The following is an 8,366-nucleotide window of genomic DNA, read 5'->3' as shown; positions in this document are numbered from 1 at the left end:
TATCTTTACCCGGTTTGGCCCCGTGCAAGAACGCGAATGGAGGATGGCGCGATGGATTTCAAAGAAGTCAAAATCCCCGCAGGCGACCTCATCGAGCATGTCGACGGAGAGCTCGTCACCGGCGATCGTCCGGTGATCGGCTGTCTGCGCGGAGACGGCATCGGCCTGGATATCACACCCGCCATGCAGCTAGTGGTCGACGGCGCCGTCACCGGGGCCTACGGCGGCCGGCGTTCCATCGCCTGGTGCCCACTCTACGCGGGACTCGAGGGCCTGCAGCATTACGGCAGCGAGTTTCCGCAGGAGACCGTCGACGCCATCAGATACCTGAAGATCGCCATCAAGGGCCCGTTCACCACCCCGATCGGCGAGGAGACCCACGTCTGCCTGCACTGCTCGCACCAGCAGGATCATGACGGCACGTGCGACAAGTGCGGCAAGGACGACGGCGTCTGCGAGCGGTTCCGCAGCATCAACGTGCGCTTCCGCCAGCACCTGGACCTCTTCGCCTGCGTGCGCCCGATCAAGTACTTCGAGGGCGTGCCCAGTCCCAACAAGTACGCCGACCAGGTCGATTTCGTGATCTTCCGCGAGAACACCGAGGACGTGTACGCCGGCTACGACTTCGAGCGCGGCAGCGAGACGGCGCTGGCCATCATCGAGCTGATCAAGGCGAAGACCGGCCGCCAGATCCGCATCGACAGCGGCATCGGCATCAAGCCCATCAGCGTGTTCGGCACCGAGCGCCTGGTCCGCAAGGCCCTCGAATGGGCCATCCAGAACGACCTGCCGTCGGTGACCCTGGTGCACAAGGGCAACATCATGAAGTTCACCGAGGGCAGCTTCGCCAAGTGGGGCTACGAGCTGGCCGCGCGCGACTTCGGCGACGCTTTCATCAGCGAGAAGAGACTGTGGGACGAACTGGACGGCAAGATGCCCCCGGGCAAGATCCTCATCAAGGACCGCATCGCCGACTCCATCTTCCAGCAGATCCAGACCCGCCCGGGCGAGTACAGCGTCCTGGCGCTGCCGAACCTCAACGGCGACTATATGAGCGACGCGGCCATCGCGCTGGTCGGCGGCCTCGGCCTGGGGCCGGGCGCCAACATGAGCGACGAGGTGGCGCTCTTCGAGGCCACCCACGGCACCGCGCCCAAGTACACGGGCCTGGACAAGGTCAACCCCGGCTCGCTGATCCTCTCGGCCGAGATGATGCTGCGCCACATGGGCTGGATCGATGCCGCGGACCTCATCCTGCACGGCGTGGAGCGGACCATCAGGGACGGCCACGTGACCTACGACCTGGCCCGTCTGATGAAGGGCGAGGGCCGGCAGGACGTGACCGAGGTGAGCTGTTCCGGGTTCGCGAAGGCGATCGTCGCCAGGATGTGACCGCCGGTCCGGCCGCGACGCACGAAAAGGCCCCTCCACCGTGGAGGGGCCTTGCGTCATGCGGGGGCGAAGAACCTACCTGTACTGTGACTTCAGACCGCCCCAGCTCATCCGCTCGTCGGCGACCGGTTCGCAGGCCAGGTTGTTGCTGACCCCCGGCGTGGGCAGGAACTGGTAGAAGCTCGTCGTGACGCGCGCGCCGCCGCCGCCGTCGGGGCAGCGCATGTTGGAGTGGGCCGCGCTGTTGCCGCCGCCGCCCTCGTTCAGCTGCGGCTCGCCTGGCAGCAGCAGGGCCAACAGGCCGGCGTCGTCCGCATCGTTGGTGTCGTAGACCACGGCGTCGATCAGGTTGGTGGTGGTCACGGCCGTACCGGTCGGGAAGTCGGCGCCGTCGCCGACGTGGAGGGCCACCGCATCGGCCCCGTTCTGCAGGCCGTTCGATGCGAAGATGATCGAGGGCGTGGGCACCACGCCGGCGTTGCCCAGCAGGAAGAAGCCGCTGCCGTCAAGGGCGAAGCCGTCCAGGTCGAAGGCGTCGTAGGAAACGTCGCCGTTGCCGTTGTAGAACACCAGCACGAGACCGTCGAGAGGTGCGCCGGCATCGCCGTACAACTCGACGAATTCGAGGATGTCCGTGCCATCGGTGTCGGCGTCCACCTCGTTGATCAGCACATCGGACTGGGCCGAGGCCAGGCCTGCCGCCAGGATCAGGGTCAGGATCAGCGTTAACTTGGTCATAATGCTACCTCCAGCGCAAAAGCGGGCCGTGCGACCGGGAACGCGCTCGTTCGAATCCAGCAGTGGGGATGAGGCACGCGGGATCGGGGCGCCCAGCGCACAATAATTCACTGCAGAACATATTATATCACATCTCTGGAGTATCGCTCAACTTTCGTCTCCACTTGATTCCGAACGCCTTGTCTGACGATACGGTTTGTTCAATAGGATATTCTCACATGGGCGGGACGCGCCCGGCTTCAACGGTCGGACAGCCAGACCGGATAGGCCTCGTCCGGCAGGATCTCCATGTCCGGGATCGCCGCGATCAGCTCCCGTTCCTCGCCGGCCCGGTGGGGGTTGTAGTACTCCCAGACGATCCGCGTGTCCGGCGTCACTTCCAGGGCCCGCCCGTTGTCCGATTCGACGATCAGGGTGTTGCCGTTGGCCAGGCGTCGGCCGGCGCCGCACGTTTCGGAGAAAAGCGGCGTCTGGGGTCCGTCGGCGTATTCCCAGATCGACTCGAGCGAGACGGGATCGATTTCCAGGACGCACGAGTGGCCCCGGTGGCCCACGTTGTCGAAAAGCAGGATGTTGCCACTGGCCAGGACCGTGGGTTCGTGCTGGCGGGACCAGGAGCCCTTCGCGGCCCAGACGATGGTCTCGGTGCGGGGGTCCAGCACGGCGATCGCATCCAGCTCCCGCACCGATATCAGCATGTTGCCGGCTCTGAACGCCGGTGAGCGATCGACCAGACGCCCGTCGAGCAGTTCGAGGGTGTTGGTGTGGAAGATGTCGCCGGATACCCCGGGTTTCGGCAGCAGCCCGGCGTAGGGAGAGTTCTCGAAGGCTTCGAGCAGGGGGATCTTGCGCTGGAAGACGCCGTCGTGGTCCAGCAAGGTCACGTAATCGAGCAGGACGGGATCGTCGGGATGCAGACGAGGCACGACGTCGGCTTCGCGCGTCAGCACGTAGATGTTGCCGCCGGCGTCCAGGTCCAGGTCGTGGTGGCACTTGCCGGCATAGCTCCAGATCAGCCGGGAACGCCTGTCGAGCTTGATCAGCGCATGGCCCTCGTAGATGGCCAGCAGGTCGCCGTCGGGCAACAGCCGCGCCCGGCGCCAGCAACCGGTCGCCGAGACGGGGGGCGGGAAGACGGCGGGTCGGGAGGCATGGAGGTCTTCGTAGGCGTAGCGCCAGGCGTGGACGATCTCCCCGTCGCGGGTCATCAACATCGCCTCGGGCGCGTGGCCCGAGATGAAGAAGCGCAGTCCCCGGCTGGCCAGAGTCTCATCGATGACGGTGACGCCGGACGCGACGGAGGCGGGCCTGGTGCCGCCGGCGTAGCCCAGGCTGAGCAGCCGCTTGATCTTTTCCCGCTGCTCGGGACTGAGCCGGTCGTCGGCGACGACCGGCCGCACGGGATTCCATTGCCCGTCCGGGGAGTCCGGTTCCGCGCGGGTCACGAGCGAGCGCACCATGCCGCGGATACCGTCGCTGGACAGGAGCAGGCGGAGACCCGCCAACGCGAACAGTCCGCCCAGGGCGATGATGAGCGGGACGCGCCATGGGCGACGGCGGGCATGTCCCCGCTGATGGCGGCTGCCGGCGGACACGGGAACCTCTCTCATTCATGACGACGGGCGACGCGGGCTCCCAGTCTACCATGCGCGGCGCGCACAAGGGAACCTCGCCGGGGGCGGGGGGCATACTTTTCCCTCGCCGCGGCGTCGCCTTTCCGCCGATACTGTCTCCGCTCGCCGCAGCCGCAGCAGATCGCACCGGGGGGATCGCGTGTCGCAGCTACATACCGCCGACTGGATCGTGATCCTCGGTTACCTGGTGCTGACCATCGGTCTGGGCCTCGCCTTCAGGCGGCGTGCCTCGTCGTCGATGGGTCAGTACTTCCTGGCGGGGCGCTCGTTGCCGTGGTGGGTGCTGGGCACGAGCATGGTGGCCACCACCTTCGCGGCCGACACGCCCCTGGCGGTGACCGGCTTCGTCCGCCAAGACGGCATCTGGTTCAACTGGTTCGGCTGGCATTACGTGATGAGCCAGATGCTGGCGGTCTTCCTCTTCTCGCGCTTCTGGCGCCGGGCCGGCGTGGTCACCGACAACGAGCTGATCGAGATGCGGTACTCCGGCAAGCCGGCGGCCTTACTGCGCGGTTTCAAGGCGGGTTATTTCGCGATCCTCTACAACCTGATCGTCATGGGCTGGGTCCTGCTGGGACTGGGCACCGTGGCGGAGATGGTGCTGGGCATCCCCCGCGAGATCGCCATTCCCGTCGGTGCGGCGCTGGCCCTGAGCTACGCCCTGATGGCCGGGTTCTGGGGCGTCGTGGTGACGGACGTGATCCAGTTCGCCCTGGCCATGGCCGGTTCGATCGCCCTGGCCGTGGCAGCCCTGGACCGTGTCGGGGGGCTGTCCGGATTGCGGGAGAAGCTGGTCACGGCGCCGCTGTTCAACGATGGCACCCTGGCTTTCGTGCCCGGCGGCGGGATGGGGCTCGACACGGACCTCTTCAAGTTCACCGTCTTCGTGACCGTCATGTGGTGGGCCAGCCACAACGCCGACGGGGGCGGTTACCTGATCCAGCGCATGGCCGCCGCCCGCGACGAACGCCACGCCCGCGGCGCCACCCTCTGGTTCGTGATCGCCAACAACGCCCTGCGCTACTGGCCGTGGATCATCGTGGCGCTCTGCTCCCTGGTCCTAATCCCCGCCGTGCCCGAGGGCGTCAGCGAGGAAGCCGCCTATCCGCTCGTGATGTTGAAGGTGCTGGGACCCGGGCTGCTGGGCGTGCTGCTGGTGTCGTTCTTCGCCGCCTTCATGTCGACCATCGACACGCATCTGAACTGGGGCGCCAGTTACCTCGTCAACGATATCTACCGGCGTTTCCTGCGCCGTGACGCGGGCGAGCGGGAGGCCGTCCTGGTGGCCAAGATCTGCGTAGCGGTGCTGATGAGCCTGGCGGTGATGGTCGCCCTCGCCCTGACCTCGATCGGCAAGGCCTGGCTGTTCGTCTGGGCCATGGGCGCGGGCATCGGCCCCGTCCTGATCCTGCGCTGGTTCTGGTGGCGGATCAACGCCTGGAGCGAGATCGCGGCGCTGGCCTCCTCGGTGGTGGTCGCCGTCGGTTTCGAGCTCGTCGCCTGGCTCCAGAACGGATCCGCCTACGCGCTCTTCGCCACGCCGGCGCGTATCGGCGGCATGGCGCTGGAGACCCATCACAAGGCGCTGGTGCTGGCCCCGGTATCGGTGATCTGCTGGCTGACGGTGACCCTGCTGACCCGCCCGGTGGCGATGGATAGACTGCGGGCGTTCCACGCCCGCGTGGGACCCGGCGGCATCTGGGGCCCGGTCGCGGCCGGCCGGCCGGCCGCGACCGGGACCGGCCTCGCCTGGGGGACCTTGCGGCCCTGGGCTGCGGGGGTGGCCATGACCTACGGCCTGACCTTCGGTCTCGGCAAGGCGCTGCTGGGCGACTGGACGGCGGCCTTGGTATTGCTGGGGATGGCCGTGGCGGGCGGTGCCGTAGTGGCGCGGGAGCTCGTGCGGGGCTGAATGCGGGGGGTCAGTCCAGGTTCGCCGCCGGCAGGGTGAAACGAAATGCCGTGCCGACGTCCTTGTCGCTCTCGATCGTCAACTCGCTGCCGTGCCCGGTGACGATGCGGTGCGCGATCGCCAGGCCCAGCCCCGCGCCCTTGGCGGTCCGGCTCTTCTCGGCCGTGTAGAACCGCTCGAAGACGTGGGGGAGATCCTCCGAGGCGATGCCGATACCGGTGTCGCGGACCTCCACGGCCACGCCGTCCGCCTTGGCGGTCAGGATGAGGTGCACCTCGCCATCGACCCGGTTGAACTTGACGGCGTTCCCCACCAGGTTCTGCAGGACCTGGCCGATGCGCAGGGGGTCCGCGTCCACCAGGGGCAGTTCGCCCGCCACGTCGCAATGGAGCGCGACGCCCTTCTCGGCGGCCGGCCCCTCGCAGCGGGCGAGTACCTCGTGGGACAGCTCCTCGAGGGAGAAGGCCTCGCGACGGTATTCCATCCGGCCGCTTTCGAGCTGCGTCAACTCGAAGAGACGCTCGATGAGCGCTTCGAGGTTGTCGGTGTTTGCGGCGATGGTGCTCAAGGCGCGCTCGCGAACCTCCGGCGACAAGTCCTGGTCGTGCAGGGTCAGCGTTTCCACGTGCCCGCGCAGACTGGCCATGGGCGTGCGCAGATCGTGTGAGATGTTGGCCACGAGCTGCTTGCGGTACTCCTCGGATTGCTTCAGCTTCCCGATCACGTCGGTGAGACTGTCGGCGAGTCGGTTGAAGTCCCGCCCCAGTGTCGCGATCTCGTCCCGGTCGCCCTCGCTGGCGCGATGCTCGTAGTCCCCCTCGCGATACTTCGCCATATCCGCCGAAAGCGCCCTGATACGACGGCTGACCCAGGCCATGATGACCAGCCCCGTCAGGAAGGCGTAGAGCAGCATGGCGCCGGCGCCGCGGATCCGGCGGATGCGGTCCTCGTAGTCCAGGTCCGTCGTGCTGACTGCCAGGGGCTTGAAGCTGGAGAGCAGCCAGGCATCGGCCGGAGCGGTGCTGTCGCCGTCCACGCGGATCGGCAGCACGCCGGTGATGCGGTTCACGTAGGCGTCCATGTCGTAGGAATCGGGGTAGGAGCTGTAGTCCCAGTCGTCCAGCGACATGGAATCCAGCAGGACCGGGCTGACGAAACGCAGGATGCGCGACAGGCTGTCCGGCCGGGTCGTGGCCAGGATCCAGCCGCTGCCGTCGACCAGGGCCAGCTCGGCGTCGAAGGCGGCGATATGGCGCCCGTAGTCGGCGAGGACCAGGTGGCGCGCCGTCGAGTCGTCGAGCGTCGCGGTCAGCAGAGCTGCCAGGCTGTCCGACTCCGCTTCCTGCAGCTCGTTGTGCCATTGCTCCTCGCCCGGGGCCCATTCCACCTCGTAGATGGTCCGGTTGACCCACTGGTAATAACCCACGAACACCACCGCGAGCAGCGCCAGGAAAAGCACCGACATGCGGAGATGCAGGGTCTTGAAGAAGCTCCCGCGGATCATCGTTCCTCTCAGCCGGTCAGAAATCGTCGGTGAACCGGTAGCCGATTCCCCAAACGGTAAGGATGTAGCGGGGCCGGTTTGGATTCTCCTCGATCTTGCCCCGCAGGCGATTCACGTGCGAGTTGACCGTATGCTCGTATACGTCCGAGTCCTGGTCCCAGACCTTGTTCAGGAGCTGGGTGCGCGAGTATGTGCGCCCGGGATGCGACGCCAGGGTGAACAGCAGGTCGTATTCCTTCAGGGTCAGCTTCACCGGCTCGCCGCGGACGACGACCTTGCGCTTGGCATGATCGATCTCCAGGGAGCCGAAATCGAGGATCTTGTCCTCGCTCGACCCCTGTGCTATGTAACGAGCCAGTTCGACACGCCGTTGCAAGGCATTCAGGCGCGCGGTCAACTCCCGCAGGCTGAACGGCTTGGTCATGTAGTCGTCGCAGCCGAGTTCGAGCCCGAGCACCTTGTCCGCTTCCTCGCCGCGGGCAGTGAGCATCAACACCGGGATCTGGCGGTCCTGCTCCCGTATCTCGCGCAACACATCCAGACCCGACAGGCCGGGCAGCATCCAGTCAAGCAGGATCGCCGTCCACTTGCCGGTGGCGAAGGCGTCGAGCCCCGCGCGCCCGTCGTGAGTGGCGACGGCCTCGTAGCCCTCGTTCTGCAGGTGGAGCGTCACGACCTCGGTCAGGTCGCAGTCGTCCTCCACGATCAGGACACGTCGATTCGCCTGGCTCGCCAACTGATCACCTCTCGCATTTCAGGGTAAGTATCGCATGTGTTTATCACGATCCTATCACAGGCCCAACTTATTGTCCGCTTTCATACTCCGGATTCCGGAACGACCGCGCATTCGTCCCGAAGATATGATTTCAGCGTGATAGAGTTGTGATATCCGGGCGGTATCGTTGCATTGTCTAGTTTCCTCTCCGGGCGATGGCAGCGAGCCGGGATCCGGAAGGACGATGCAGGGACCGGGCACAGAGCTTTTGCTCGCAGCTTGGGTTCCGTGACTCGGGGCTACCGGCGGGGGTCGCCCCGAGTCCTTTTTGTTGTGCCACTGTGATTGTCCCCGCTATAGATGAGATCGAAATGGATCGGCCAAGTTCACTCATCAGTACGCGTACTTCAACTCGTGCCGCCTGTTCACCCCCAAGGCCGGCGTTTCGGTCGCCCGGTCGTAGTAGCGATG

The 8,366-nt window shown here is 66.2% G+C and carries 6 protein-coding genes; 2 read left to right on the top strand and 4 right to left on the bottom strand.

Annotation, left to right across the window (positions count from 1 at the left end):
* Positions 1 to 51 precede the first annotated feature (51 nt).
* Complete coding sequence (locus tag KJ554_05950; protein MBU0741882.1) at positions 52 to 1,392, top strand: NADP-dependent isocitrate dehydrogenase; 1,341 nt, start codon at positions 52 to 54, stop codon at positions 1,390 to 1,392.
* Between the two features lie 75 nt (positions 1,393 to 1,467).
* On the opposite strand, the gene KJ554_05945 is transcribed toward KJ554_05950, so the two are convergent.
* Complete coding sequence (locus KJ554_05945; protein MBU0741881.1) at positions 1,468 to 2,130, bottom strand: lamin tail domain-containing protein; 663 nt, start codon at positions 2,128 to 2,130, stop codon at positions 1,468 to 1,470.
* A gap of 239 nt (positions 2,131 to 2,369) precedes the next feature.
* On the bottom strand, positions 2,370 to 3,725 hold the full coding sequence (locus tag KJ554_05940; protein MBU0741880.1) for an arylsulfotransferase family protein: 1,356 nt from the start codon (positions 3,723 to 3,725) through the stop codon (positions 2,370 to 2,372).
* A 178-nt stretch (positions 3,726 to 3,903) separates the two neighbouring features.
* Here KJ554_05940 and KJ554_05935 point away from each other — a divergent pair, with 178 nt between their 5' ends.
* Entirely contained in the window at positions 3,904 to 5,676 is a 1,773-nt protein-coding gene (locus KJ554_05935; GenBank protein MBU0741879.1) for a Na+:solute symporter, read from the top strand.
* Positions 5,677 to 5,686: 10 nt separating this feature from the next.
* Here KJ554_05935 and KJ554_05930 read toward each other — a convergent pair whose 3' ends face one another.
* On the bottom strand, positions 5,687 to 7,180 hold the full coding sequence (locus KJ554_05930) for a HAMP domain-containing histidine kinase (GenBank protein ID MBU0741878.1): 1,494 nt from the start codon (positions 7,178 to 7,180) through the stop codon (positions 5,687 to 5,689).
* 16 nt (positions 7,181 to 7,196) lie between these two features.
* Positions 7,197 to 7,916: a response regulator transcription factor gene (locus KJ554_05925; protein MBU0741877.1), complete on the bottom strand. Its 720-nt coding sequence runs from the start codon at positions 7,914 to 7,916 to the stop codon at positions 7,197 to 7,199.
* Positions 7,917 to 8,366 lie beyond the last annotated feature (450 nt).

The organism is bacterium, from assembly GCA_018814885.1.
Classification (GTDB): Bacteria; Krumholzibacteriota; Krumholzibacteriia; order LZORAL124-64-63; family LZORAL124-64-63; genus JAHIYU01.
The sequence above is the reverse complement of the archived record's forward strand: the minus strand, read 5'-3'. Positions and strand labels throughout refer to the sequence as shown.